The 26628-nt window shown below is 37.2% G+C and carries 21 protein-coding genes; 12 read left to right on the top strand and 9 right to left on the bottom strand.

Annotation, left to right across the window (positions count from 1 at the left end; translation table 11 throughout):
- Window positions 1-181: 181 nt before the first annotated feature.
- Both IE199_RS05180 and IE199_RS05175 read left to right on the top strand, forming a co-directional pair.
- Window positions 182-2356 (top strand): winged helix-turn-helix domain-containing protein, encoded by a 2175-nt coding sequence (locus IE199_RS05180; protein WP_189767975.1) that lies wholly within the window; start codon window positions 182-184, stop codon window positions 2354-2356.
- A 538-nt stretch (window positions 2357-2894) separates the two neighbouring features.
- Window positions 2895-3146, top strand: a complete 252-nt coding sequence (locus IE199_RS05175; RefSeq protein ID WP_189767966.1) for a hypothetical protein — start codon at window positions 2895-2897, stop codon at window positions 3144-3146.
- A gap of 81 nt (window positions 3147-3227) precedes the next feature.
- On the opposite strand, the gene speA is transcribed toward IE199_RS05175, so the two are convergent.
- The 3 genes from speA to IE199_RS05160 all read right to left on the bottom strand — a co-directional run bounded on the left by speA (window position 3228) and on the right by IE199_RS05160 (window position 7326).
- On the bottom strand, window positions 3228-5165 hold the full coding sequence (speA, locus tag IE199_RS05170) for a biosynthetic arginine decarboxylase (RefSeq protein ID WP_189767964.1): 1938 nt from the start codon (window positions 5163-5165) through the stop codon (window positions 3228-3230).
- Between the two features lie 4 nt (window positions 5166-5169).
- Window positions 5170-6117 carry an agmatinase gene (speB, locus tag IE199_RS05165; RefSeq protein ID WP_229854532.1) on the bottom strand — a complete coding sequence of 316 codons (948 nt, stop codon included), beginning with the start codon at window positions 6115-6117 and terminating at the stop codon, window positions 5170-5172.
- Window positions 6118-6537: 420 nt separating this feature from the next.
- A complete protein-coding gene (locus IE199_RS05160) occupies window positions 6538-7326 on the bottom strand; it encodes an NIDO-like domain-containing protein (RefSeq protein WP_189767955.1) in 789 nt (262 codons plus the stop codon).
- A gap of 228 nt (window positions 7327-7554) precedes the next feature.
- Between IE199_RS05160 and IE199_RS05155 the strand changes: the two genes are divergently transcribed.
- Together IE199_RS05155 and IE199_RS05150 are read left to right on the top strand one after the other, a co-directional pair.
- Window positions 7555-8517, top strand: a complete 963-nt coding sequence (locus tag IE199_RS05155; RefSeq protein ID WP_189767953.1) for an adenosylmethionine decarboxylase — start codon at window positions 7555-7557, stop codon at window positions 8515-8517.
- 308 nt (window positions 8518-8825) lie between these two features.
- Window positions 8826-10187: an MATE family efflux transporter gene (locus IE199_RS05150; protein WP_189767951.1), complete on the top strand. Its 1362-nt coding sequence runs from the start codon at window positions 8826-8828 to the stop codon at window positions 10185-10187.
- Between the two features lie 49 nt (window positions 10188-10236).
- Here the strand turns inward: IE199_RS05150 and IE199_RS05145 are convergent, their stop codons facing one another.
- On the bottom strand, window positions 10237-11001 hold the full coding sequence (locus IE199_RS05145) for a transporter substrate-binding domain-containing protein (protein ID WP_189767949.1): 765 nt from the start codon (window positions 10999-11001) through the stop codon (window positions 10237-10239).
- 160 nt (window positions 11002-11161) lie between these two features.
- On the opposite strand from IE199_RS05145, the gene yghU reads away from it, so the two are divergent.
- Entirely contained in the window at window positions 11162-12001 is an 840-nt protein-coding gene (yghU, locus tag IE199_RS05140) for a glutathione-dependent disulfide-bond oxidoreductase (RefSeq protein ID WP_189767947.1), read from the top strand.
- Between the two features lie 44 nt (window positions 12002-12045).
- Here yghU and IE199_RS05135 read toward each other — a convergent pair whose 3' ends face one another.
- Both IE199_RS05135 and IE199_RS05130 read right to left on the bottom strand, forming a co-directional pair.
- A complete protein-coding gene (locus IE199_RS05135) occupies window positions 12046-15621 on the bottom strand; it encodes an ABC transporter permease/M1 family aminopeptidase (RefSeq protein ID WP_189767944.1) in 3576 nt (1191 codons plus the stop codon).
- A gap of 11 nt (window positions 15622-15632) precedes the next feature.
- The gene (locus tag IE199_RS05130) at window positions 15633-16508 is read right to left on the bottom strand and encodes an ABC transporter ATP-binding protein (protein WP_189767942.1); all 876 of its coding nucleotides are present in this window, start codon (window positions 16506-16508) and stop codon (window positions 15633-15635) included.
- A gap of 297 nt (window positions 16509-16805) precedes the next feature.
- On the opposite strand from IE199_RS05130, the gene IE199_RS05125 reads away from it, so the two are divergent.
- The 4 genes from IE199_RS05125 to IE199_RS05110 all read left to right on the top strand — a co-directional run bounded on the left by IE199_RS05125 (window position 16806) and on the right by IE199_RS05110 (window position 20977).
- The gene (locus tag IE199_RS05125) at window positions 16806-17681 is read left to right on the top strand and encodes a TrmB family transcriptional regulator (RefSeq protein WP_189767941.1); all 876 of its coding nucleotides are present in this window, start codon (window positions 16806-16808) and stop codon (window positions 17679-17681) included.
- Window positions 17678-19168: a serine hydrolase domain-containing protein gene (locus IE199_RS05120; protein ID WP_189767938.1), complete on the top strand. Its 1491-nt coding sequence runs from the start codon at window positions 17678-17680 to the stop codon at window positions 19166-19168. Before IE199_RS05125 ends, IE199_RS05120 begins: the two co-directional genes overlap by 4 nt.
- Window positions 19169-19316: 148 nt before the next feature.
- Entirely contained in the window at window positions 19317-20231 is a 915-nt protein-coding gene (locus IE199_RS05115; RefSeq protein WP_189767937.1) for a DUF5050 domain-containing protein, read from the top strand.
- A gap of 29 nt (window positions 20232-20260) precedes the next feature.
- Window positions 20261-20977: an SIMPL domain-containing protein gene (locus IE199_RS05110; protein WP_189767935.1), complete on the top strand. Its 717-nt coding sequence runs from the start codon at window positions 20261-20263 to the stop codon at window positions 20975-20977.
- A 144-nt stretch (window positions 20978-21121) separates the two neighbouring features.
- Here IE199_RS05110 and IE199_RS21920 read toward each other — a convergent pair whose 3' ends face one another.
- Together IE199_RS21920 and IE199_RS21915 are read right to left on the bottom strand one after the other, a co-directional pair.
- Window positions 21122-22081 (bottom strand): methyl-accepting chemotaxis protein, encoded by a 960-nt coding sequence (locus tag IE199_RS21920; protein WP_189767933.1) that lies wholly within the window; start codon window positions 22079-22081, stop codon window positions 21122-21124.
- 18 nt (window positions 22082-22099) lie between these two features.
- Window positions 22100-22969 carry a hypothetical protein gene (locus IE199_RS21915; RefSeq protein WP_189767931.1) on the bottom strand — a complete coding sequence of 290 codons (870 nt, stop codon included), beginning with the start codon at window positions 22967-22969 and terminating at the stop codon, window positions 22100-22102.
- Between the two features lie 194 nt (window positions 22970-23163).
- Between IE199_RS21915 and IE199_RS05095 the strand changes: the two genes are divergently transcribed.
- Together IE199_RS05095 and arfB are read left to right on the top strand one after the other, a co-directional pair.
- The gene (locus IE199_RS05095) at window positions 23164-23988 is read left to right on the top strand and encodes a DUF3667 domain-containing protein (RefSeq protein WP_189767930.1); all 825 of its coding nucleotides are present in this window, start codon (window positions 23164-23166) and stop codon (window positions 23986-23988) included.
- Between the two features lie 44 nt (window positions 23989-24032).
- Window positions 24033-24446: an alternative ribosome rescue aminoacyl-tRNA hydrolase ArfB gene (gene arfB / locus IE199_RS05090; protein ID WP_189767928.1), complete on the top strand. Its 414-nt coding sequence runs from the start codon at window positions 24033-24035 to the stop codon at window positions 24444-24446.
- Here the strand turns inward: arfB and IE199_RS05085 are convergent.
- Window positions 24443-25015: a dienelactone hydrolase family protein gene (locus IE199_RS05085; protein WP_189767926.1), complete on the bottom strand. Its 573-nt coding sequence runs from the start codon at window positions 25013-25015 to the stop codon at window positions 24443-24445. The two genes, arfB and IE199_RS05085, sit on opposite strands and share 4 nt — an antisense overlap.
- A 459-nt stretch (window positions 25016-25474) precedes the next feature.
- Between IE199_RS05085 and IE199_RS05080 the strand changes: the two genes are divergently transcribed.
- A complete protein-coding gene (locus IE199_RS05080) occupies window positions 25475-26347 on the top strand; it encodes a LysR family transcriptional regulator (protein WP_189768373.1) in 873 nt (290 codons plus the stop codon).
- Window positions 26348-26628: the final 281 nt, after the last annotated feature.

The raw sequence follows: 26628 nt of genomic DNA, 5'->3' as shown, positions 1-26628 counted from the left end.
AATTATTACAAATCATGAGCACACTAGTTTTTTCCTCTTGATTGCGACGTAACAGTTTGTTGATATTGAAAATTTATAAATATATATTGGTCAACCAGAAAATTCGATTTTGCGCGTCTGAAATGCTAGGCAAGCCTTTTCATATTGAGGGTTAATATGAGGATTTTAGAGGGTCATAGCTTTGAATAAAAAGAGTACTATTTACCGTTTTTCCAATATTCATTTAAATACTCAAAACAGAGAGCTCTTTGCAAACAACACCCTCGTAAAGCTAGAGCCCCTGCTCTTTGATTTGCTAGAAGTCTTTGTACTCAAGCCTAGAACTTTAATTACTCGCGATGAACTTATTGAGCAAGTATGGCAGCAAGGCTATGTTGACGACAATGCAATTAATCGTGCCATATCAGAGCTTAGAAAAACATTAAAACAACACTGTAATGTCACAGACTTACTAAAAACCCACTATAAAAAAGGATATAGCCTACAAGTTGATGTTGAACATTTTGATGTTCCCTCAGAGCCAGTAGATGACAACAAGGCCGACTATAGCGTTAATGAAAACCACAACGTTGGTCTTTACCAAACGGATAACCAAAATCAGCCATCTTTAGAAAATGACTCGTACTCATCCGAAATTCCAACTAATGCCAAAGCCAATCAAAGTTTTGATCAATTTAAAATTCCTCTTTTCGTTTTGATGCTATGTATCGGCTTAGCATTCACTATACTGCAATTCCAGAGTAATGAACTACCTGAGAACACTGATGAAACAGTTGCTATTCAAACTAAAGCTATCACCTGGTTAAAAGGTCAAACAGTGTATCCAACGATGCAAAGGAATGGAGATCTACTTGCTTTTGGTTATAGAGAGAAGGCAACTGACAATTGGCAATTGATCATAAAAAATCTAAAGAACGATACACGGTCTTTAATAAATGAACAAAAAACAGATTTTTTTCCTTTGAGCTGGCATAACCAAACATTGCTTTATCAAAAAACATCAGGAGAAATTTCTGAGATTTGGAGTTTAGAATATGAAGAGGAAGTTGTTAACCATAAAAAACTGGTTTCATTGCCAAGAATAAAATATTCCTCAGCCGCTTTCTCTCTAGACAAAAGCGAACTATTTTTTATTCAAGAAAACTCCTTGCGTGAACCATCACTTGTTAAGGCTGTCAGTTTAAAGTCTGGAGAGGATTATTCACTATCTACACCAAGGCCTGGTTCAGCCGGAGATTATTTCCTTAGGCGCTCTCCTGATGGTTCAAAATTGGCAGTGCTGAGAACAGACAACTGGAAAAAAAGTCAAATTTATATCATTGACTTAGTGTCTGAAAGTACACGTCGAATTTATGAATCAGAAACTATGCTTTACTCTGTAGTGTGGCAAAGCGATAACAATTCTTTACTTTTTATGAAGTCGCCTGGTGCTCTTTATAAAATAGACACATCTACGCAAGCTATAAAAAAACAAAAACTAAGCTTCAATAAACCAATAGAGTATCTTGCGTTATATAAAGAAAATGAATTGCTTGTTACATCAGATAGTATGTTTTACCAAGACATATTCTATAAATCCTCTTGCCAATATGGCCCTAATAACAAAGTAAAATCAGACAAAGCGGTTGTTAATTCTAGCTACTCTGACTTTTTTCCAACATTTAAAAAGCAATTAGCCTTTGTTTCAAACCGTACAGGATCTAATCAAATATGGTTACGCAAGGAAAATGAACAAGAGACACTCGTTTCAAATTTTGAAAATGTTGGCAAACTATCTTTTTTAAGTTGGTCTAACGATGGTCAAAATATCTTAGGAATGGCCGGTAATAAAATATTTATTCTTAATTTAAAAAGTAAACATGTAAAATACTTAATGTTAGATGGAGAGATTATTAGCTCACCTACTTGGTCAACAGATGGACGTTATGTTTATTACGCCAAGACTCACAATAGCAAATGGAATATTTGGCAATACGATTTAACCAACGATTTATCACAACAGTTATCTTTTACAGGGGGTGTTTCCCCAAAGGTATTTGATCAACGAGGCTTAGTATTTCTTAGTGAATCAGGAAGTAAACTAAAAATTATAGATTCAAATAATGAGGAAAAAATTCTACTTGATAAACTTAATATAATCGATACAACGGCGTGGACAATTGCGGATAACAATTTGTTTTTCTCATTGAGAGGAAAAATAGTGGCTCTTGATATTGAAACGAGAGAGCGTACTGAATGCCACTCTTTGATTGGATTTGCAAACCACTTTTCTGCTGATAATTCAGGTGGTTTCTTTTACACATTAATGGCAGATAACCAAACCAATATTCTTTCGATACAACTCCCTGAGATGTGAACACGTCGATACGTTAAAGCCAATCGTTAAAATTTAATAACTTGTATACAAGCATATGCAGTCACACTATGTTTTTGCATAAGTAACCATTACTTAACATTGTAAATTTTATTTGCCCTTTCAGTTGTTCGTTTAAACGAAGTAAACGGCAGTTGAGGCTAGTTAATTATATAATTTAGAAATTATGCGGTTAATTTTGACAAATATTAATATTACCAAGTCATTATGAAACCTTATGAAGTATTTTTTTAAAATTTAAATTTCAATTAGTTAAATTGAAAGAGAATAAAGAAGCACTTCAACATCACACCGCAGCAATAAGCGCTGTAACACATACAATAAAACATCAACATCTAACCAATAATTCAATATTTAACAAATTTAAAAAACATAAGAATTAAATAAGTAACTCAAAATACACTTACACCTAAATCAATGTACTATTTGCTTAGATTTGCTCGCAACAAACTAAAAACAAACAACGTATATTACGTATATTACGTATATAACGTATACACAAGCGTATAAGGAATAGTCTATGAATATAGTAAAAAAAATCGCGACAGCTACTGCACTAGCGTTGGCAATTGCTTCAAATGCTTATGCTGTTGAATCAGCTAAAAAGGAAGATGGGGTTAACGTTGCAGATGTATTATTAGAGTCATTGGGTGCAAACTTTTGCCAAAACTTTCCACCATACTGCCCGATGATTTCGGATACGTTGGTTGAACAAAGCTCACAAACTGACAAGCAAGAAGAACAACAAGAAACGTTGCGTAAGCGTAAATAGCTTACGCAACCGAGTTTAAACTTTTCGGATTAGAGATCCCTTTATAAGCCTCCTAGGAGGCTTCTTTTTTCTCGAATACGATTAGCTTTTTAGATAAGTATATGCACCCAAGCAGTCTTCGTAAAAGTCGACTAATTGCACCCCTTGCCTTGGCTTGATTGAACCGCGCTGGATTTGTTGGTCAATTTCTTTTTTGATCATCTGCGCCATAATAGCCGGGTTATACTGCATCGTTGAAAGCACGTGGTCAATGGACGATCCTTTGACCACTTCTTCAATGTAGAAGTCTTTAGGGTCGTCGTCATAACTAAATACATGCACCTCATTCAACCTGCCAAATAAGTTATGCATATCACCCATTACGTCTTGGTATGCACCTGTTAAAAACAAGCCGATGAAATAGTCTTGCTCCGGTTGTAGTTCATGCATTGGTAAGTTTGTAGCAACTTCACCTTCACCGATGAACTTGTCAATTTTACCGTCACTGTCACAGGTAATATCAACCAAACTACATAATTTAGTTGGCTTTTCATTTAAGCGAGAAATTGGTACAACAGGCAGTACTTGGTCGATAGCCCACGAGTCAGCTGCTGACTGGAATACTGAAAAGTTAGCCAAGTATTGTGATGACAACATTTCAGGGATTTCCTGCATTTCTTCTGGTATAAACTCTTCACCCTGCAATGCTGTATTAATATTCTTTAACAAGCGCCAGTAGATAGTTTCAACCTTGCCCATTTCGATGATGTTTAACACACCTAACTTAAAAGCTTGAATGGCTTGTTCTTTCAACTGGTTAGCGTCATTAAATGCTTCTTGTAGATTTAATTCAGTTAAATCAGTTTCAAGTGTACGCATATTACTTACAATAATATGTTCACCTGTGGCTTTGCGTGTTGAAAAGTCGATGCCATTCGGTTGAATTTCACCTATAACTTTAGTTACCACACAAGAGTGATGAGCCGTCATTGCACGACCGCTTTCGCTCACTAAATGAGGATGTGGTACATCGGCAAGGTCACAACTTTGTTTGAAGCCATAAACTATATCTGACACGTATTCATCTAAGTTGTAGTTACATGATGAATCTTGTGTTGATTGAGAGCCATCATAATCAATCGCTAAACCACCGCCAACATCAACATACTGTAATGGCACACCTCTTTTCACTAACTGCGTATAGATTGTTGAAGCTTCTTGTACTGCTTCTTTAATTGCTCGAATATCAGTTAATTGGCTGCCAATGTGAAAGTGTAATAATTTAGCTGCTTCAAGCATGTTTTCACGCTCAAGTAACTCAACAGCATTTAATATTTCAGCAATACTTAATCCGAACTTTGCGCGTTCACCGCTTGAGCTTTCCCACTTACCTCGCCCTTTAACCATCATTTTAACGCGCAGACCAATCATAGGCATAATGCCGGTGACTTTTGTCAATGCGATGAGTTTTCTAAGCTCAGAGAATTTTTCAATGACCACAACAACTTTGCGATTCATTTGCGTGCCAAGCATGGCTAGACGTAAATATTCTTCGTCTTTGTATCCATTTAACACCGTTAATGAGTCTTTGTTGGTGTTGTAAGCTAAAGCAGCGATTAATTCTGGCTTGGAGCCAGCTTCTAATCCGTAGTTAAACCGAGTACCTGCATCAACAATTTCTTCAATTACTTCACGCATTTGGTTTACTTTGACAGGAAAAACGCCAAAGTATCTGCCTTCGTAATCCGCTTCTTCCATAATTCGGCGAAACGTTTTATTTAATAGCTCGACTTGAGATCTCAAAATATCGTGAAATCGAATCACCGCAGGAAATTCTATCCCTTCGGCCTGCATTTCATTGATAACTTCGAGCATATCAATTTTTAAATTTGGTTGATCATATCGCGGAATGACGTGTAGATTGCCATTGTCACCAATGTCAAAATAGCCATTCCCCCAACGCTTTACACGATATACGTTCTCTGCGTCTGCAACAGTCCAAGCAGCTGAATTGCTGCTACTTTCTACTTTATTGCCCAATTCTTTAGTCTCTTTCTCTTAAACACAAAACTAATTCACGTACCACTTTCGCGGCAAACACATCACTATTGCCTGTCGGATCAATCTCAGGAGACAACTCCACAACATCACAACCTACAAATTTTTTGTTTTTCAAAAGCTTGCATAAACTTACAAAAGCATGAAAATCTTCACCGCCCGGCTCAGGTGTCCCCGTACCAGGAAAATAACTCGGATCAAAAAAGTCCAAGTCAAACGTCAAGTATATAGGGCGATCTTCAGGGATCGCTGCTACCGCATCTAAAAACTCTTGACGACTTGTTTTTAACGTACCATTTTCACGCATCCACTTGTACTCATCTCGAGTTCCAGAGCGAATGCCGTATTGGATTAATTGATGGTCTGGTCCAAAATGATCTAATGAACGACGAATAATCGATGCGTGAGATTGATGAAAACCTAAATATCCATCGCGTAAATCTGCATGAGCATCTAAATGTAGTAACACTAAATTTGGGTATTGCGCCAAATAGGTTTTAATAGGTCCATAAGAAATAGAATGTTCACCACCAAGCACTAACGTTTTTACCTGATGTTTTTCTAAATCGATGCCTGACATTAAACTACAGTAATCATCAGTTGCTCGTTGCCAGCTTGCTTCAATCAAGTCATGCTCGGAAAGCGCGTCGCGGTTAACACCATCGGCAGGTTCAACCTTTAAATTTCCTAAGTCATAAAACATGACATCACTAATATCTTCATCAAGATACGGTGAATACGTTTCTATATCATCAGATACAGCACGTAACGCATCTGGGCCATGTTTAGTACCCTTGCGAAAACACGCAGTACCATCAAAACCAAAGCCAATTAAATGCGTAGCATTAGCGAAAATACCTTGAGTATCTAATGAGCCACTATACTGTGCATCAGTATGTTGTAACTCGATGTCAATATCTTTGACTTTTATCACGATTCATAACACCTTTTAAGGCAAAAATAAGGACGGCAATTATGCCGTTATTTTTTTGTATGTATAGTAATTTTTTACATGTGCTACGCACATTTGTTTGTGTAACTTATCACATAGTATTTAGCATGTGAAACCTACTAAAAAATGACAAATAAAACCAAGTAGTTAGAATAGAATACTACAGAGATTTTTATTGGAAAATCTGTAAAAATTTGTGGAGAAAACATAAGATAAATAATCAAAGCAACTCAAGTTTGAATAATAATAGTAACTTGATTAAATAAGACTGAAGTTAATAACAACGCGTTAAGCCAATTTTATATTTATAACGCGTTGACTATCTGAGTAAAGGTTAAATAGTTAAAGGCAAAAAAATGTAAACAACATTACCCAGTTAACATTTTTTCGCTGCCTCTAGCATTATTTAAAGTATCTAGTTGCTAAAAATAAAGAGCTTAATATAAACAGTAATATCATCGGTGGTTCAGGAATAGGTGTAGGCTCTTTGGTCGGCGTTTTACATTGATATTTTGTACTAAAACAATAACCTTTTTCTTGCTGTAAAATAGTACCATTGGCCATGCCATTGTTGGCTTCATAAAATGCTAATTGAATGCCATCTGAACCGTCTTGGTTTTCGATACCTAAAACTTTGTCATCAATTTCATCATATTGTATTTGAGCATATTGAAGCTCTATGTCATTGGTACCTTGGTATAGTGTTATTTCAAAAGTGCTTACCGCTTCACTAGCATTATCATTATCAGCTAATTGATAAAAGCCGATAGTAAATGTTGTTTGTCCATTAATGTCTTGATTTAAGGTGCGAATAACGCCACTTTCTGATAAATCAAAATCTTGCCAATACCCAGCAATAAAGTTGTCTAATTCTCCACCTAATGTTGGAATGACTTGCCCATCACAACACACTGCATCTCCTGTGGGTGTAAAAGTAACAAAACCATTCGAAGATATTTCAAGTTCTGTGTATTCTTCACCATAAAAAGAAAAACTAAAACCTATAGGGACAATGACTGTTTTATCATCGGCTTCATCTAAACCAATGTCATTGCCATTTTCTTGAATATTTTTTAACTTATATTCGAGGGAGGTTAACTTATAACCAAAGTTGTCTGCCGCAATTTCATCTGCAAATACTGAAAAATTCAAAAAAAATATAACGGCGATGAGTGATAACTTAAACATCATCTAATTCCTTTTAAAATGTATGATCCTATTAATCCGACACTCATCAATATTTGTTTAATGAGTGCTTATTGGGCGAACACCTTATAATAAAATAACCATTTTTGCAGCTTTTTAAACACAAACAAACATTAAGCGGTTAAACTAGCCAGTGTTTTTACTTAATAAGCCTATAAAAATGGCGTTATAAATTTACCGAACTGACTGTAAAAATTGACCAAGGGAGTTATCTTGTTTTTCGAAGGTTCTGAAAAAAAAGCTGAAATTATTATTGATAAAAACAGTTTATCTTTATTGAATGATATTGATGATTGTTTTTGGCAAAACATGGTAGAACGCTGCAACGCGCAAATTATCTCTTCTGTATCAAACTCAGAATGCAAAGCATTTTTACTCTCTGAATCAAGCCTTTTTGTTTGGCATAACAAGTTACTCATTATCACCTGTGGTGTTACTACTTTAGTTGATTCGGTGGAATATTTTTTACAGCACATAGATAACATCCTTATTAGGCAGGTTATATATCAACGCAAAAATGAATATTTCGCACATGCTCAACTAAGCAGTTTCAGTGAGGACTCTAAAAGGCTATCAAGTATTATTGATGGTAAAGCCTACCGTTTTGGCGAAATTGACAGCCACCACAATTATATTTTTCACCAACACAATAACTTTCAAGCGAACGAAAATAACAAAACTTATCAATTACTGGCTTATCAAATTAATAAACAGGTATCTGAACGTTTAACAAGACCCAATTTAACACCCGCATGCGTTAGAGATTTTCTAAATATTGAAGTGTTATTTCCAGGTTATAGCATTGATGATTTTGTTTTTCAGCCATACGGTTACTCCCTAAATGCCATTAGAGGTGAGGAATATATAACAATACATATTACCCCTCAGGCAATGAGCAGTTACGTGAGCTTTGAGTCAAATGTAGATCTTTTTAAAGTGACAAAACAATTACTCTCTATTTTGCAACCTGCTTCGTTTGATTTTCTAACCTTTAATGAGTCTAACTTTGACCAGCAAATTACCACATATGTACCTGAGCAATATAAAAGCAAAGCATTAGTAAAAGATGAATTATCAAATGGTTATTTAGTATGTTTTGCAACCTTTATATGGCCACAAACTATTTACACAGATGCACAGCGTTTGGATACAAAAAGCATAAGTCACGCTTTATAGGGAATAAGTTAGACACAGACGCCTACTGTACAAGCTCAGCGCCTATGTCAATGGGAGATGTTAGGCGTGCGTAACATAATTGGCAAATTAACTACTCCAAATGTACTAAAACACAGCCTTATCTGAGTAGTATACAAATATCAAACCAACCAAAACTATCACCTACAAAACAATCAGTTATAAAAAACCAACGAGCATTTATAACAAGAAGTGTATAAGAAGCTGACACGTATTGTTACATCCGATAGTGAAACAGAATCGGTGAAGCCCCTATCTCATTCAGAATAAATAAAAAGAGATAAAAATACATGGCAGTTTGTAATAGTCAGTCATTTATACATGCTGATCCAAGTAACCTAATTTTTAAAAATTCATTGCCTATGGTTGGAGCTATTTTAGCCCTGCTAGCCTATGATCTACTTGAATCTTCCCTCTTGGCCGCTCAACCACAGCATGTATTAACATCTTTTGGCTTTACTGTACCTATTACTGCAGCAATGACCGCGCTAGCAATAGCACTTAGCATTCGTACAAACAACAAAATAATCCGCCAAAACTGCATTGATAAACAACAAGTTCCTCTTGAAATTTCCAACTGTTTATTAAAAAACAGCCTTATCGTATTCCTCTTTTCCCTACTGTTTTATTTTAATCAGGAAGCTCTTTTACTTTTAACGGGGAATTCTCAGCAGCTTCCGGGAGCTCTGACACATTCAATTGCCAAACAGCAACAAACTTATTTAGATTTGAGATTTATAGGCTGGGTCTTTTTAGCCGCCATTTGGATGATAAACGCTACGTTAAGAGCGTTAGGATGGATGCCACTGGCAAGTGCCTTAATGTTTTGCTGGGCGACAACCAAATGTATATTGGCAATAGTATTATTATCCCCAGAGTCAAATAACGAAATTTCTTTATCTGTGGTGGCTTGGTTACACATTGCTACCGATGTATGTTGTGCTGTCATTTCATTATATTTTCTTCATCAAAAAGTTGGCCTTAAAAAGCCTACTTTGACTCGCCTATCAATACCTTTAATTACGCCTTCTAAAGATAGCTGTCTTATTGTTTTACAGCAGTTTGTTACCCCTATTAGTATGGCGTTTTTAACCTACATGGCCGCGACATTCGATACAAGCTACGTTGCAGCACTGGCATTAATATTTCGCTTAGAATTATTGTTTTTGCTCATACCTATGGTATTAACAACCTCGTTGCCAGCGCTTGTTGGTGCAAACTTTTGGCGAGAACAACACTCAAGAGTTGAACAATTTTATAGCATCACATTTGGTTTTATTATGCTTTTTCAGCTGCTATTAGCCGCACTTTTATTGAATCAGCACCACTTGTTGTCAAACTTTATTTGTTCACATCAAGCGATATCCAATCATCTTTTTACATTCCTAACTTGGGTTCCTTGGGCATATGGCGCTACTGGGATCCTAATGGTGTTTCAATCATGTCTTAACGCAAAAAACAAAACGTTAGAAGCAACAGTATTAGCTATTAGCCATAAATTAGTTTTATTGCTTTCTTTTGCTTTTATTGGTGCCAACTACTGGGATAAACAAGGATTTTACCTAGGTATTGCACTTAGCCATGCTGCATCACTCTTTATCGTATATTTGATAATGAAACGCACACGTACAACCATTAGTTTTAAGCCATGAAGGGACACTCATTATCAAAAAACTTAGTAATTATCCAATCAACAGGCAATTACAGAAGTGATATTAAGGGGTTAGGGCTAGGTTGTCGGTAGGGGGTTGGATCTATTATTTTGTACTTTTTTTTCAGTGTTTCGATAAACTCAGTGTTTGCTTTTAGAAACTGATTAAACTCTTTTAATACGTCATGATGCTTTCTCGTAGACAAATGATAAAAATAAGTTTCATGATGAATGTTTTTAGAGATAACCAACTGACTATCTTGTTTAAGTATTCTTAATTGATGAAAAACCACATTGGGTTCAATGTTAGTGCCATCAACAGCACCTAATACCGTTTGCCGCACAATATTTAGTGTAGAAGTACTTTCAATTAATGCAGTTTGACCATTGGCTATTTGGTCAAGCCACAGTGTTGGGTGAAACCCAAGCAAAGTACCTAACTTATGAATATCTTTTTTACTGGCATCTTTATTATTGCGATGCACTACCGTACAAGCAATTAATTCGATAATTGGCTCACTATATTTAACGGTATCGTGAAAGTTAGAGCCAATTAACCATCGGCTATTATCTGGAAATTTAAAGTCGATATCATTTTCACTAAACCAGTGATTAATGCGTTTTATTGGTAGGGGTAAATAGTCGAATGTGTAACCTTTAGAAGCAGCAAAAGCGTCAAGCAATTCTTTTGAAAAACTCGCATTAGGAAAGTCGTACAGCGGGAAATAAGATACATCTTGCACGCCTATAACATAACGTTTGGCATGGCTAACCAACGAAAACAACATAAAAAAGCAAATTAATAGTGCTTTCATAGGGCTCCTTAAGCGAAGCTGAGGTTAATTTAGTATAGCTAACAAATACAATTAAACTTTGTCCTATTTTTATTTTGCTTAATTGAAATAGACTCAATAAATTCTATGTCTATTCAATTATTCTTTTCGATAAAATGGATAACAGAGGAAGTAAATCGTTATGTCTGAGTATCAACCACCCAAAGTTTGGCAATGGGATAATAGCAATGGTGGTAAATTTGCCAATATAAACCGCCCTACTTCTGGTGCTACTTTTGTCGCTGATTTGCCTCAAGGCAAACACGACTTGCAGCTTTATTCTTTGGCAACCCCCAATGGAGTAAAAGTTACCATTTTACTTGAGGAGTTATTGCAAGCTGGCATTGAAGAAGCGCAATATGACGCCTACCTCGTTGATATTATGGAAGGCGAACAATTTGGTAGTGGCTTTGTTGAGTTAAACCCAAATTCAAAAATTCCCGCTTTACTCGATAAAAGTGATGGCAAATCAACTCGTGTCTTTGAGTCGGGTGCCATATTGCTTTATTTAGCTGAGAAATTTAATGCTTTTATTCCCAAAGATCATCAGCAAAAAACGGCTTGTATGTCATGGCTATTTTGGCAAATGGGCAGCGCACCAATACTCGGCGGAGGCTTTGGACATTTTTATGCTTACGCTCCAGAAAAATACCAATATCCTATTGATCGTTTTACCATGGAAGTTAAACGTCAATTAGATGTGTTAGATAAACATTTAGCGACAAATAGTTTTATGGCCGGTGATGAATACAGTATTGCCGATATGGCAATTTGGCCTTGGTATGGCGCATTAGTTTTAGGCAAATTATATGACGCAGCTGAATTTCTTGATGTTGAAAACTATCAACATGTTAAGCAATGGGCTGAGCGCATCAACGACAGACCTGCGGTTCAGCGTGGTCGCATGGTTAATCGCAATTGGGGAGAACCCGAAGAGCAACTGCCAGAAAGGCACAGCAGCGATGACTTTAATAAAAAATAACATCCAATAAAAAAGGTCACAATTCATGTGACCTTTTATCTTGTTTATAGTCGATAAATATTATCGGCACTATCGCGGTCAATTAACTTCACAAAAGGATCTACCCCCACATATTTAGGTTTTTCCTTAACCACAAGTGTGATGACATTTTCGCCAGATTTAATCTCATGCTTTTGTAAGTATTGCACTAAATTATCTGCTGAAAGATCTTCTGGATCGTCACTGAACAAACCGATATCAATCATTTCAACAAAGTCTTCATCAGTTTCTTGTCCTTGGCCATCAGCACGTTTTAAGGCGGCATCCACTGTAATTACTACATCAAATTGACCATCTTCACGCTCGTTGACTTCAACAAGCCTTGTTTTTAAGTCATACAAGGTAATGTGTTCAAACAAGTTACTGATAAAAGCTTGCTCTTGCTCATTGGTATCTTGATTGAGGTACGCCATTAAATCACGAGTTGTTGGATACGGTGTACTTTGATATTTATACGCATCAAGAAAATCAGATAATGCTTTGTTTAACCTGTTTTCTCCAATACGGTCTTTTATCGCCATCATCACCACAGAGCCTTTTCGATAGTGAATGTAGGCCTGATTTTCACTGCGATACAGAGGCATTTCTTCAAGCCTTTCAACGCTGCGGCCACGTAAGTATGAATCTAATTCATATTTTAGAAACTTACGGATTTTTTCAGGGCCGTACTTTTTCTCCATGACCATAAGCGCAGCATACTGAGACAAGGTTTCAGAGATTATAGCACTGCCTTGAACATTGGCAGCACCTACTTGATGTCCCCACCATTGATGAGCCACTTCATGAGCAGTAACGTAATAAACAGGGTCGATATTTTCAGGATCCCTTAGATCCGTTATAAATCCAATTCTTTCTGAATATGGCACAGTGTTTGCGAAACTTTGTGCAAAACTTCGATATCCAGGGAACTCGATAATACGCATTTGTTGATGCTGGTATGGACCAAATACTTTACTGAAATAATCGATAGAATCACGCACAGATTCAATCATGCGGTCTACGTTCATAAAATGATCTTTATGGTAGTAAACCTCAATATTAATGCCTTTATAAGTCTCTTTTTTAGACTCTAAACGTGCCGACATAATAGAGTAGAAATTCACCATAGGCGCGTCCATTTTGTAATGGTAAATACGACGACCATTTTCTACTTTTTCACTTTGAATGTAGCCAGGTGCAATGGCAAATTGATCTTCACTGGTTGAGATAGTTGCTTCAAAGTTGATAAAGCCAATCCCTTTGCCAAAAAAGCTTTCATTGTAAAATTGAGACTCTTCAAGCTTGTTAGCGCGCTGCAAAGGTTCAAGTTCACGTTTACGCCTTTCGTGACGATCAGACAATTGCCAGTCTTCTCGATAACCAAACACAGGGAATAAATCAAAATTATTGATAAAAGTACCATTTTCCACTAACGAATAGTCATAATTACCGTCAGTAAATCCTTGGTGAACTCGCTTGGCGATCAATTTACCTGTGCGCTGTTCACCCGGCTGCAAAGGCTCATCAAAAACGAACCAACCTGTGTTGTAAGTTTCATCAAACTCACTAACTTTTCCACCTTCAATTTCAACTCCCCACTCAGGAGTATAATTCGGTTGAGACACTAGGAATCGAGTAATTGGCTGATCAGATTTATTTTCAATGGTAATTTCCGCAACGGCCTCAATACGACGTGCGCTTGGGTAGATATCTACTTTTGCGTGAGTTTGAGTTATTGTCGGCAATTGGTCGTTTTTATATTGTACGTAGCTTTTTTCGTAATCTGCCCGTCTGTCTTCAATATCATCTTGAATAACATATTCATTTAGCACTCGCGTGTTGTAATGTATATAACTACCAGCAATGACAAAAATACCTACACCCAATGCAACGGCTATTTTGCCGGTTTTACCTAAGTAGTAACCAAGCGTATTAACACGTGCTTTTAATGATTTAGCCGGTCCTCTATGCCATAAAGCATAAGTTAGTGCTGACAATACAATCGACATACCTAACCAATACAACATGTACCAAGAATGAGCGGTTAAAAAGTTGCCATAAGTGTTGATGTCAGTGTATTGAACAGTTGGTGCACCAGAGAACTGGAACATATTGTGACTAAAGCCAAAATTACTCAGTACTATCGTTGATATGATGTAAAGAACAAACAGCATCATACCGGCGTACTTATTAGGACTGATCACTTGTAAAAAGAAAGCTAATACCGCTGTCATGATCATAGGCACTAAATTAACGTAACCTAAGCGAATAAAGTATTGCGATAACTCTAAGTTGTCATAACCTCGAATTAATTGATTCATTACCGTAACACAGGTGCCAAACACATAAAGCAATGCGATAACTAAGCTAATGGCAACAAGTTTTGATAACCAAAACGTTATGTTATTAACCGGCATTGAATCAACTATATCTCCCATACCAGAGTTGCGCTCACGCCAAACAATCTCTGCGCTGTAATACGCCAACACGATTAAAATTAGCGTGCTTGTAGAAGAGAATACCAATGACACCATACTTTGGGTAATTGGCCAATTAGGTGTACCAAACATGGCACGAGGATCAATTAATGGTGCAACTAACGCAAAAATAGTCAAAGCACCTAGCACTAAAAACGGCGCACTAAATATAACCTGCTTTATTTCAAACTTAATGCGCATTAATAAATGTGCACCCGTTTTAATACCACTTGATTTGTATTGAATATTATTTGCTAACTTTTCATCGCCGTTACTGCTTAGCTTTTGTCGCTCTTTTTTAGATGCTTTGGGATGATTTAGTTTTACCTTTTGAGAAAAACCACCAAATAACACCATGATAACAACCGCTGCAAACAACCAAATAATGCGGTTTTGCAGCAAAATACCTTCTAAAGCTACTGGGGTATTGTTTTTGTCAAACATCGTCCAGTAACGTGTCACTTCACCAAAAGTATTTAAAGCAAAAGGATCTGATAATGCGACGATAGTACGATATTCCGGATCAGAAAATAACTGTCCCGCCACCGTGTAAAGAATAAAGAAACCAACCGCAACGAGATAAACCGCCATCATACTGCGAAAGCGAATAGCGACCGCATAAAACATACAAGACAACACCAGTAGTGTTGGCAATGCTAAATAGAAGTAAGCAGTAAAATAATATGTAAAGTTTGTTGGCCCTAAGCGCTCAGCATCAACCCATCCGAGTAATCCACCAATAACAGTCCCGACTAATATACCCAGAGGTACAAAGGCAAAGACGGTAGCAACCATGGCAAAGGAGCCTAAAAAACGCCCCAACTGATAACTAAGCGGATTGATCGGTTTACTGTATAAAATTTCCGCCATTTTAGAGGTGTCATTCCTTGTTGCTGTACTTGCGACAAAGTTCACCACCAAAAACATCGCAAAAAGCCCCATAATACAAAGGGTTTGTGCAATCGAATAGGGGCCGTTATATAGCACATTTCCACCGCCACCTATTTGCACGTTTTCACTTACCGTGGCAAAAAAGGTTAACAAAAAGAATATAGTACTCGTAACATAAAACGACGGTTGACGAATAAAATATCGCCATTCAAATAAAAACATTTTACCTAACATCAGATCACTCCTTATGCTGCTGAGCGATGTGAATGTAGTGTAGAAAAATACACGTCTTCTAAATTAGCCGGGGCGGTTTCAAATCCTTCTGGCGCCTGCTCTGCCATGACATGAATTATGGTTTGGCCAGCAAACAAACGCTTAGAAATAACTGGCATATTTTGTTCAATTTCAACGGCTTCTTGTTGTGAAACTGTTTTACGCCATATTTGACCATTTAATTGCTGTGTTAACAGGATGGGGTTGCCTTGAAGTAAAATCTGTCCCGAAGCGAGTACCGCCATGTTTGGACATAGCTCTGAGACATCTTCAACAATATGTGTGGATAAAATAATGACCTTTTCTTCACCAAGACTCACTAACAAGTTATGAAAGCGGTTTCTTTCTTCAGGATCTAACCCTGCTGTTGGCTCATCAACAACTAATAAATCAGGGTCACCTAATAATGCTTGTGCAATACCAAAGCGCTGACGCATACCACCAGAAAAGCCACTTACCGCCTTATTGCGATGTTGATACAAATTAGTATGCGCTAACAATCCTTCAACAGCTTCTTTGCGTTCAGCCTTATTATCAATACCTTTCAAAATGGCCATATGCTCTAACAAGTCATAAGCACTGATCCTTGGGTAAACGCCAAAGTCTTGAGGTAAATAACCTAGGCGCTGTCTCATCGCTTGGGGATCGGCAAATACATCAATGCCGTCAAATTCAACAGAGCCAGAATCAGCATCTTGTAGAGTAGAAATAGTGCGCATTAATGATGATTTTCCTGCACCATTAGGACCCAATAGTCCAAACATTCCTTTGGGAATATCTAAGTTGACGTTATTGAGTGCATGCACACCATTGTCGTAGGTTTTGGATAAATTTTTAATTTTTAGCATGTTATTCCTTCCTGCGTTATTTTTATTATTAAGTAATAAGCAAACGTTGCTTATGATTATTTTTATTAGTCAGTCGTTTAACAAATCTATTACAAACACAAGGTTAATTGACAACATCCATTATGTACAAGTTCATCTTGTAAATTCATTTTTAAAAATCTTCCGCCTAAAGCATGCATAAACAAAGGCTCAATTGCGAGTGCTCTTTGATTTGTCACACTCATTTACAAATAGTTAATTGCTAAAATTTAAACAAAACCACATATTAGTAGTTACAGCTACTAATAAAGTATCAATATGGAAAAACGACAAGAAATAACACAGCAACTGATTGAAATGGGCTTTAACTCACTCGAAGCTGAAATCTATTTATATTTACTTGTTTATGGTGAGCAGACAGGTTACGCCATTGCCAAAGGCATTAATAAAGCAGCAGCCAATGTTTATAAGGCCATTGAAGCATTGAGCCTAAAAGGTGCAATTGAGTATTCGATAAGTAATAAAAAACGCTGTATTGCTGTGCATTGGCAACAATTATTAGAGCGCCGTAAAAAACAGTTTGATGATACTTGGCAGACTTTAGCTAAAAACTTAGAAAACTTTAAACCACATGATGATCAACATGAGCAAGTATTTCAAATAGAGCAAGCAGAGCAAGTAAAAGCCCAAACACTGGCGTTAATCAACAACGCACAACACACCTTATTAGCAGATATTGATCCTAGAGCACTGAATTGGTTTAAGGCCGCACTTGAAGCAGCAGCCAATCGCGGAGTGGAAATTTGGCTAAAACTATATCAGCCAAGTGACTTAAAAGGGGTCAACATCATGTTAAGGGAAAATGGAGAAGAAATTTTCGCAAAAACTAATGACACAGCATTTACTTTTGCCGCTGATGGTAACGCCATGGTGATGGCTAATATAACCTTAGATGGACATCATGTTGTTCAAGCCTACCGCTCAAATAGTGTATTAATGGCGTTCAATATATACAGTGGTTTACTTTATGAAATTGTCTTAACCGGTGTTAAACAATTAATGCCCAATAAAGACTATCAAGGAGTACAAAAGCTTCTCGATCAAACAGCACATCTGCACCCAATTTCTACAGAAAACCAAGTATTTCAACAATATTACAACCAATATAAAAATATACGTCAGGGGAACATATGAAAGTGATAAAAACATTTACGGCACTTTGTTTTGCCGCTGGTATGACAACAAGTAATGCAACAGACTTTAGCGAAGTGACTAACTTAGTTAACGACATGAAGCAGCAAACCAACTTTCCTTACGGTACAGCTATCGCAGTAGTTAAAGGTGACGAAATAATTTACCAAGGCTATTTTGGTTATAGTGACATAGAAAACAAAACAGAAGTAAATGCCGCCACGCCTTTTTATATCGCCTCAATTACCAAACCTTATTTTGCTTTATCAATGTTATTAAAAGAGCAGCAAGGCCAAATCGACGAATCCACAACAATGGCAACTTTATTTCCAAAACTAAACTTCGCCAATATCGATGCTAAGCAAGTGACGGTAAAACACTTGTTATCACATACCATGGGAATTGATAACAGCCCACTTGCCATGATCAGTGCATATCGAGGTGGTCATAGTTTAACAGAGCGCCAACAGCTAGTTGCAAATAGTTACCCTAACAGTCAAGCGCCACTAGGCACATTTGACTATTCCAATGTTGGCTACAATATTTTGAGTGTTTGGGTAGACCAGACGGAGCAAATGCCTTGGCAAACACTGTTAGATAAAACTGTTTTTCAGCCACTTTCACTGGCACATACTTCGGCATTTATATCAGATATCGATAAAAAACACTGGCAGAAAACAAAACCATATTCCATATCAAAGCCTGAACAGGAACCACTGTATTTATCAAAATACAACGACACGATGCATTCTGCCGGCGGGATGGTCAGCTCAGCAAAGGACATGGCTTCTTTTTTAATTGCTCAGCTTAATCAAGGCAAAGTTAACGGAAAACAAGTGTTCCCTGTTGAAGTCATCAAAAAATCACAACAGCCATTAGCATCACTTAATAAAAGTTACGGTGAATTTAAACGTGAGCAATATGCATGGGGTTGGTATGTAGGGCCATATTTGAATGAAACTTTGTATCATCATTTTGGCGGCTATGCAGGTACTCATTCGCACTTGTCTTTTATGCCAGAAAAAAACATTGGTGTGGTCATTTTAAATAACGAAGATATGTTGAGTTCAAAATTCACAGGCATTATTGCGAAGCAAATTTATAGCCTGTTACTAGATGACAAAAACGCTAACATTACCGCAAAAGCAGAGGCTAACACATTAAGAAACAAACTTAATCAGCTTTCACTGCAATTAGCAAAGCAACAAAAAAAATTGGCTGAAAGAAAGTGGCAATTATCATTAGAAAAACACAGCTATACAGGAAGCTACAAACATCCACTATTGGGTGAAGTGCTAATTACAAAAGATGATAATAACAGCCTAAATGTTTCTTGGGGTCACCTGTCAACAATCGCAACGGCTTATACCAAACCTGACACAATGCGAGTTGAGCTTATTCCTAATAACGGCGAAATTATTCAATTCTCGGTCAATAATCAACAAGTCACTGGCCTAACATACGATAATGTAGTGTTCGTAAAAAACTAATCCAGTTTTCCCTTATTGCATTTAAACGTTATTTTAAGTGCAATAGGCTTTTTAAGCGTTATGTTACATTTATCTCTTTTGGTTTATTTATCATTTAGTTTATCGTAATGATATTCGACATCAAAATCAGCATTAGGATAAATTAGACGTGAAACGAAGAGAGATTTTAGCAGGTATACTTTTATCATCGACTGTTGTGTTATCCGGATGTCAACTATCCCCTCCCCCCCAAGATTCTGCTTATTCCATCGCGTTCTCATACAAAAACAATGACGAACGCCACATTCATTTTGCTGATGCAGATGGTAACTACGCCAAACAAGTGACCAACCTGATCAAAATAGAAGGTTACCCATCGGTTTCTCCAGATGGAACAAAAATGGCTTTCTATGGTAAATACGATAACAACAAAACTTGGTCTATCCATATTATTAATCTCGATGGCTCAGGCATTCGCCGAATTACAAATACACCAAACGTTTGGGACAGCGCTCCATCTTGGTCTGCTGATAGTCAAAACATTACTTTTGCTCGAGAATACAAAAATGAGCAAGGTGAGTGGCAAAATGAAATTTGGCTTGCTGCTGCGGATGGCTCGAATACACACCAAGTAAAATCGCTTCGAGGTTTAGGGCCTAAATTCATCTCTAAAAATAGAATATTATTTTTTACTCAGGATAAAACTAGCGCCATTTATATCGCAAACCGCGACGGCTCTAATTTAGTCCAAATAACCCATAATGACGCCGAAAATTGGTATCCCGATATTTCACCTAACGAACAAAAAATTGTGTTTATGTCTAATAGGGATGGTAACAGAGAAATTTATACCATGAACATAGACGGTACTAACCAAAAACGTCTGACCAATAACAATGTTGACGACTGGAACCCATCTTGGTCTTCAAATGGTGAAGAAATTGTATTTACTTCAAATGTGCCAAATCAATTTTCCGACATATACAAAATGAATCATGACGGCAGTGAATTACAAAAGCTGATTACCGGCGCTTCACAAGCTTCATGGATTAAGGCAAGGTTAATACTTAACAGCGCAAAATAAACAGCAACGCACCATTAATAGGAAAAACAATGAATCAAAAATCAGGCAATAACCTGTTTTTAGCTTTAGGTATATTTTTAGGTCTTACCCTTCTAGGAGTTGTCCTGTCAAAAGCCGCTATTTCTATAAAGGAATATGAACGAACCGTTACGGTTAAAGGGCTTTCAGAAAGAGAAGTTTTAGCAGATCTCGTTATCTGGCCAATTCAATTCAGTGCTGCCAGTAATGACCTTAAACAGTTATACGAATCTTTGGATGCCAACGCAAAAAGCATTAGCAGCTTTTTAGAAACCAATGGTATCAATCAAAAGGACATCTCATTTGCCTCCCCTTCTATTACTGATAAATCTGCACAACAATGGGGTAATGAAGGTAGAGCGGAGTTTCGTTATACCGCAAGGCAAAATGTTACTGTGTATTCAAAAGAGATAGAACTGGTTAGACAGGTAATGAGTAAATTGTCTGAGCTGGGCAAACAAGGCATAGTGTTAACAGCTGGCGACTACCAATCTCAAACGGAATACATCTATGCGAACCTCAATAAAATAAAACCTGAAATGGTGGAAGAAGCCACTAAGAATGCACGAGAGGTTGCCAATAAATTCGCCGAAGATTCTAGCAGTAGTTTAGGCAAAATAAAGCGAGCATCTCAGGGGCAATTTTCAATATCAGCACGTGATAAAAATAACCCCCATATTAAAAAGATCCGTGTAGTTTCTACGGTTGAGTATTATTTATCAGATTAAACAAAAACATCTTCATCGCTGCAACACATATTAAACTGCAGCGATGAGGTTAACTAACCTGAGGTTTGTATAAGAAATAGTGCTAAATCAAAGAAAACAATAAGTTAGCAGTCTCTTATATTTCTAGGTCGAAGCTGAGGTTAACTAGACAACAAATTTTTCCACATCTTCACGCATTTGGTGTGCGTCTTTCTCTAATGACTCACAATTGCGGCAATTTTCGCTGGAGTCAACTAACAGCTGCTCTGCGGCAACTAAAATATTGCGTGTAGCATCTTCAACATTTTGTACCGTATGGCGCTGTTCCTCCGTAGCTCCGGCAATCTGTTCGATCATTTGTCTCACTTCATTCATTGCTTTTCTATTTTCGTGAATAGAGTGTGTCGCTGATACAATTTTGTCGGTTGTCACCTGACTCATATCAGCACTTTCGAGCATTTTTGCTTCAGAATCTCTCACTTTGAGCTGCAACTCTTGGATCATACGTTCAATTTCTACCGTGCTTGCCTGTGTGCGTTGTGCTAACGAGCGCACTTCATCTGCAACCACTGCAAACCCTCGACCACTTTCACCAGCGCGCGCAGCCTCAATAGCGGCATTTAGTGCAAGCAAATTGGTTTGTTCGGTAATGGCGCGAATAACACTAGTAACATTACCAATCTCATTGCTTGACTCACATAATTGGTTCATTAGTTCAGAGTTTTCTTGAATTTGAGAGCGCAATGTTGTCATCTGATCTGACGCATTTGTCATCAGGCTTTCACCGTTTTGCATTTCTTTGTCGGCGTGACTAATACTGTTTTGCACCGACACTGAACTGTCGGCAATTAAAGTGACAGATTGCACTAGCTCATGAACGGCTTGATTAACCGCTAATGTATTGTTGCGTTGATCTTCTACGGCTTCCATCGAGCGACGGTTAAGCTCCAATGAATGATGTGCGCCCTCTTCCACATGGCTACCTTTTTCTTTAATTTCGCGCACTAAACCAGCCGTAGTATCGATAAATTCATTGACCGAATGTGCCAGTTCACTGACTTCGTCTTCTCCTCCAACTTCTAAATGTTTAGTTAAGTCGCCACCACCATGGCTAATATCGTGCATTTTATTGTTCGTTACACTTTATCTTCGCAATAAACGAAACGTTTGCCACAGCAGTACAGAAGCTATTAACCCCGTGAGAAAAATCGCCATGGAAACACCTTGCTTTTGAGAGCTGATTAATGATGACTCTATAGTGTTTGACAAGTTACCACTAACCTCCAACATGCGAGCTTCAACTTCATGAATACTTTGGCGCAATTCTCCACGCTTACCCAAGTTTTGATCTAGGCCACGGTCGATAAGAGCCTGAGTAAGCTTTGCTGCAACTGTTTCAAATTGCTCAACCTTGGGTACCATACTGTGATTAACCTGACGAAAATAGTTTTGTGCCCCTGTTATTTCTTGGTGCACTAACGATTTAACTGTTAGGTCATAATCAGATTGAAAGTCGTTTTCTAACAACACAACACGTAAAATATTAGCCAAAGCATGTTTGTCGTTACTCTCTAAAACCCCTTGGTGCAAGTCTAATTCCGCTTGGTTTAATTGTGCCCGTAATCCTTCTTTACCGGTAAAACCAATAGTTCTATCAAGTTCAACTAACTGTTCTAGTTTTAGCTGGTAATTATTGAGTAAATTTAGCGATTCAGATAAGGCTAATTGGAGCTCGGGGGCATATTTAAGCTGTGAAGATAAGCGCAAAATATTACCGCGCATATCCTCTAAGCGTTGATTAAATTTTTCGACATACTTTTCTTCTTTACGCAGTAAAAAATCCTTTTCATGACGCCTTAACATCAGCATGTCATTCATAATAGCCTTAGAGTCTGCGTACTGGTGGCCTAAGTCGGCAATTTTGTTACTGGTTTGCCATAACATGATAGACATTGCAGCCATGGCGATAAACACTAGAAAAGAGATAGATAAAAAAGCAGTTCGAATAGACATAAGCGCTCCTTGCAGATGGTGACTTCTTGTCATAAAAACGTAACTTTAAAAATTATAGTCACATTTTTTAATTCCACCGCAATTCAGCTCACTTTTTGTTCTTTTCAACATTTTATTTACAAATAGTTTTGACACAATTTAATCAGTTAGCGAGAATTCGCCCCACTAATTTTGTATTAACTTATTGTTGTATTATGGATTTTAACAATCAAACAAGCTGTAAAAATTGTGACGAACCATTAACTACCCCATTTTGTGGGCATTGTGGTCAACCTAAAGCGGTAAGAATTACCTTTAAAGAGCTTATGAGAACCATACAAATGGGGCTGCTTGAGTTTAGGTCGCCCTTTCTACATACCTTTAAAATGTTGACTATTGCCCCAGGTAAAGTGTGTCGTGATTATGTTGAAGGTAAACGAGAGCGCTATTTTAATCCAATAAAGTATGCTTTATGGGTTGTTACTGTGACCGTATTTATTTCCGCATTCACAAATAACTCATTGTCGGACTTTCAAGCATTCGGTGAAATTTCGTCAACGAAAAGTGAAGATGACAAGCAGTTTAGCGCAACACTTCGAAACTTAATCGATAGCTCTCAATTTTTTATCGTGTTTTTTTATGCGGCAGTATTTGCATTGGTGTTACGGATATTTTTTCGAAAACAGGATTTTAATATTTTTGAACTTTATATTTTAGCTATTTTGCCAAGTGCACATATTACCTGGGTGACAGCAATACTCGTTGGACTTGGTTGGTATAACACCCCTAGTGGCATAGCTGTTACTACACTCATTGGTTTTGTTTTCTGCATATACGCATATACCACATTTTTTGATGGAAAATGGCTGCCAAACCTTGTTAGATCTTTGGTTAGCTATATTCTCGCAATGCTACTTTTTGTTTTCAGTTTTGGCCTTTCTATCGGTATTGCCGCCGGAGTCAAACATGCTCAAGATCAAGAAGTTTCTATAGAACAGCAAGAAGTCGTTGATGCCTTCGAAGAAACAAAAGCTAACTAATAACCTATTATTAAACTAGAGAAAAAATACGGTAAACAGCGCTTATGCTCAAAATTTCAAACACGGTTGAATTAGCTGAATGGGAAATTGAGCTAAACGCGATTCGCTCTCAAGGCAGTGGCGGCCAAAATGTAAATAAGGTGGCCACTGCAATTCACTTAAGATTCGATATCAAACGTTCTTCTTTGCCTGCAGTTTATAAAGAAAAACTGTTGGCATTGTCAGACGCGAGAATTAGCTCAGATGGTGTTATCGTCATTAAAGCACAGTCATTTAGAACACAAGAAAAAAACAAACAAGATGCGTTAGACAGACTCAAAGAGCTTATTTTATCTGCGATGGTGGTGCAAAAAAAGAGACGCGCCACCAAACCAACTAAAAGCTCTCAAACCAAGCGCATGGACAGTAAAAGTAAACGTGGTAATACCAAAGTATTGCGCGGCAAAGTAAACTATTAATTTTTACCTTGTACGGTATCTTTGATTTTATCTAACCAAGCTTGACGAGCTACTGCGTTAAAGTATTGCGAGCTTTCATTCATAAAGCCATGTAAGGCTTCCACAAAGCTTACATCAACTAACGCCTTGTTTTGTATGTTCTTTGCTAATGTTTGCACACAAAAATGTTGCTCACTCTGAGGTAATAAAACTGTTGTTGCGCATTGGGGGGATAGGTGAGTCATGTGCCTTACTTGGTTAGGATAAAAACACATTTGCCTTTTGATTAAAGGCTTTTGCATTACACTTGAAATTTGCCAAAGCGCCGAGCCCCCAACACTAAAGCCGATAGCAAAATCAACCACTTCACCTAATTGTAATGAGCAAATAAGCTTATCTGCATAGTTATTTACACCACCAATTGAAGTAAAGTAGTCATAAGCTTGTTGCTCATCACTAAAGTGCATTTTCTGGGTTTCATATGGATCAAATACTTTGATATGCCCAAGAGAGGATAAAAACTGAGAGATAAAATCTGTTGAATCATTTAAACCAAAAATATCACTGACAATTAGAATATTCACTGGCATATTTTACGTGTTTATAAATACATGGCGCATCATAACAAATCTTTTAACTATTCGGCCAACATAGAACTACATTAGCGTGCTTAGCATAAGCTAAATAATTTAAACATAGTCATTCTATGGTTCAATTATTTAGGGAATTTACTATTCCGTTAAACAGATGAAAAATACTCACTTATTCATCGAATTTATTTCATTTGTCACTTGGTTGTCATCTCGGTATGGTTTACTTGTTTTGAAGTCTCCCCAGATTTCTACAAAACACTTGTTTGATATCCTAGCGCTGCTTTTGCAGCGCTTTTTTTTGCACTAATTAAGTGCAACGGGTGATTCAATCTGAATCAACATAATAAGTAAAACTCTCAGAATTGCTTTATAGCCCAATATAAACAACAACTTACATACTAGGCATAAGCTTTGCCTAATCCATTGTGGATTAATTAATTAATAAACACTATGCCAATTCACACACCTATTAGAGGACTGCGCTCATTTTGTATAGCAGCAAAATGTTTAAGTTTTAAACATGCAGCTGAGCAACTTTTTTTGACCCCTTCTGCCGTTAGTCACCAAATTAAGCAGCTTGAGGAACAATTAGGGTTTGAGTTATTTCAACGACATACCCGTGCTATTGAATTGACCAATGCAGGTAAACAATTTCATTTAGCCATGCAACCTATTTTAAATGAACTTGAATCAACCATTTTAAGTTTCACAAACAATAGGCCCAATCAAACCATTACTATCGCCATGCCAGAGTTTTTTGCCAGCGAGCTATTTATTCCGAAGTTAAGCTCTTGGACAAAAGAACATCCAAATATCGATCTTCAACTTGAAACGTTAAAAACAGCAGATAAATTAATGTCCAACACTGATCTTTCCATCGTACTTTCTAAAGGAGTGCCAAATACAGGAGTTGCAAAAGAATTATTTCCATTACGCTATGCTCCCGCCTGCAATAAAAAACTATATCGTCAATGGGTAAATCATGGGTTTGACGCACTTAATCACGTTCCGTTAATTTTGCACCAAGCGCGTCCTTGGTCTTGGCATCAATGGGCAGACAAAGTAAATATTCACAACTTTGATCCTAAGCAAATTATCCAATTTGATACCATGTTCGGCGTTGCCAGAGCTGCACAACAAGGTATGGGCATTGCACTTATACCTTTACCAATAAGTAAGGCCTGGTTTGCTGAACAGCTGTTGATCAAGCTGTTTGATCAAGAACTCACGACCAATGATAAATACTATTTGATCCAGCATGAAACCGTGACATCTGACAACGCTTTAGCGTTATTTTCATCGTGGATCACTAACAACTTCAAGGCTTAAACCCAATAAAACAAGGCCTTACAAATAGTTGAATTTATTTCATTCGACAGAGTGATTTATCTCGTTTGTCAGGTGATAAGCGCACGGATAAAGTTGCCATATCAACACAAAGAAATCGAGTTATAAGTCAATAGCTAAACCTACTGGAGGTAGACTATGTTCATTCTGATAAAGAACAATCTAAAAAAACACGGATTATTTTATCATCAACTCAGACATTTAAGTTTCGCTCAGTGGGACGTGGAATCAGCTCAAAGTTACGTAGTTCGTATTCAAAGACA

The sequence above is a fragment of the Thalassotalea marina genome (assembly GCF_014656435.1).
Lineage (GTDB): Bacteria > Pseudomonadota > Gammaproteobacteria > Enterobacterales > Alteromonadaceae > Thalassotalea_C > Thalassotalea_C marina.
The sequence above is the reverse complement of the archived record's forward strand: the minus strand, read 5'-3'. Positions and strand labels throughout refer to the sequence as shown.

Coding starts and splice junctions, on each gene's coding strand:
- IE199_RS05110 (WP_189767935.1), top strand. CDS start 20,261: ATGAATCAAAAATCAGGCAATAACCTGTTTTTAGCTTTAGGTATATTT.
- IE199_RS05135 (WP_189767944.1), bottom strand. CDS start 15,621: ATGTTAGGTAAAATGTTTTTATTTGAATGGCGATATTTTATTCGTCAA.
- IE199_RS21920 (WP_189767933.1), bottom strand. CDS start 22,081: ATGCACGATATTAGCCATGGTGGTGGCGACTTAACTAAACATTTAGAA.
- IE199_RS05175 (WP_189767966.1), top strand. CDS start 2,895: ATGAATATAGTAAAAAAAATCGCGACAGCTACTGCACTAGCGTTGGCA.
- IE199_RS05130 (WP_189767942.1), bottom strand. CDS start 16,508: ATGCTAAAAATTAAAAATTTATCCAAAACCTACGACAATGGTGTGCAT.
- IE199_RS05160 (WP_189767955.1), bottom strand. CDS start 7,326: ATGATGTTTAAGTTATCACTCATCGCCGTTATATTTTTTTTGAATTTT.
- arfB (WP_189767928.1), top strand. CDS start 24,033: ATGCTCAAAATTTCAAACACGGTTGAATTAGCTGAATGGGAAATTGAG.
- IE199_RS05095 (WP_189767930.1), top strand. CDS start 23,164: ATGGATTTTAACAATCAAACAAGCTGTAAAAATTGTGACGAACCATTA.
- IE199_RS05120 (WP_189767938.1), top strand. CDS start 17,678: ATGAAAGTGATAAAAACATTTACGGCACTTTGTTTTGCCGCTGGTATG.
- yghU (WP_189767947.1), top strand. CDS start 11,162: ATGTCTGAGTATCAACCACCCAAAGTTTGGCAATGGGATAATAGCAAT.
- IE199_RS05085 (WP_189767926.1), bottom strand. CDS start 25,015: ATGCCAGTGAATATTCTAATTGTCAGTGATATTTTTGGTTTAAATGAT.
- IE199_RS05125 (WP_189767941.1), top strand. CDS start 16,806: ATGGAAAAACGACAAGAAATAACACAGCAACTGATTGAAATGGGCTTT.
- IE199_RS21915 (WP_189767931.1), bottom strand. CDS start 22,969: ATGTCTATTCGAACTGCTTTTTTATCTATCTCTTTTCTAGTGTTTATC.
- IE199_RS05145 (WP_189767949.1), bottom strand. CDS start 11,001: ATGAAAGCACTATTAATTTGCTTTTTTATGTTGTTTTCGTTGGTTAGC.
- IE199_RS05150 (WP_189767951.1), top strand. CDS start 8,826: ATGGCAGTTTGTAATAGTCAGTCATTTATACATGCTGATCCAAGTAAC.